General features: G+C 70.3%; 1 protein-coding gene. It reads left to right on the top strand.

What is annotated here, in order from left to right; all coding sequences use genetic code 11:
- Positions 1 to 1,387: alpha-amylase (locus AC1DUQ_RS21745; protein ID WP_477074637.1), on the top strand; the 1,387-nt coding region annotated here is incomplete at both ends.

Raw genomic sequence — 1,387 nt, 5'->3', positions numbered from 1 at the left:
GTGCTGGCCCTCKCCGGGCTGACCGCCGCGGGGCTCGCCACCGCCCGGCCCGCCGCGGCCGCACCCGCCACGATGCGCCCCGCCGCCAACCTGTTCCAGTGGACCTGGAACGCGATCGCGCAGGAGTGCACCACCCAGCTGGGGCCGGCCGGCTACGGCTACGTCCAGACGTCGCCCCCCAACGAGCACGTGGTGCTCGCCGGCCAGTGGTGGACGTCCTACCAGCCGGTCAGCTACAAGATCGCGTCCAAGCTGGGCACCCGCGCCGAGTACAAGGCCATGATCGACACCTGCCGGTCGGCGGGCGTCTCGGTCATCGCCGACGTCGTCGTGAACCACATGTCCGGTCAGACCAGCGCCGGCACCGGGTGGGCGGGCACCGCGTACTCCGAGGAGCGCTACCCCGGACCCGAGGGCGGCTACGGCCCGCAGGACTTCCACGCCTGCAAGACGAACATCAGCAACTACAACGACCGCTACCAGGTGCAGAACTGCCGGCTGGTCGGGCTGCAGGACCTCGACACGGGCAGCGACTACGTCCGCTCGGAGATCGCCGCCTACCTCAACGACCTCATCTCCCTGGGCGTCCGCGGCTTCCGGGTCGACGCGTCCAAGCACATCGCCGCGGCGGACCTGGAGGCGATCCGGGGCAAGCTCACCGACCAGAGCGTCTACATCGAGCACGAGGTGATCGCGGGCGGTGGCGAGCCGATCCAGCCGGCGGAGTACTTCGGCTCCGGGGACTCCAACGAGTTCAACTACTCCCGGAACCTCAAGTCGGTGTTCCAGAGCGGAACTCTGACCTCGCTCGGCGGGCTCAAGGACCAGTCCTGGCTGCTGCCGACCGACAGGGCCGCGGTGTTCGTCGACAACCACGACACCGAGCGCAACGGCGAGACCCTCAGCTACAAGGACGGCTCTGACTACCGCCTGGCCAACGTGTTCGCCCTCAGCTACCCGTACGGCTGGCYGACGGTGTACTCCGGGTACGCGTTCAGTGCCAACGACGCGGGGGCTCCCCAGCAGAGCAGCGGCAAGGTGAACGACGCCGTGTGCGGGCAGGGCACCTGGACCTGCGCGCACCGGTGGAACGAGACCGCGCACATGGTCGGCTTCCGCAACGCCGTCGGCACCGCAGCCCTGACCAACGTCTGGAGCGACGGCGGCCGGCTGGCCTACGGGCGCGGGTCGCTCGGCTACGTGGCGATCAACCGCAACGGCTCCGCCCTGCAGCGCACCTTCCAGACGTCACTTCCGGCCGGCCGCTACTGCGACGTGATCAGCGGCGCGACGACGAGCGGCGGGTGCTCCGGCACCACGGTCACGGTGGTGTCCGGCGGAGCGGCGTCGTTCACGGTCCCCGCCAACGGCTCGGTCGCCCTGCACG

Source organism: Cellulomonas sp. P4_B5_2 (assembly GCF_056402235.1).
The sequence above is the reverse complement of the archived record's forward strand: the minus strand, read 5'-3'. Positions and strand labels throughout refer to the sequence as shown.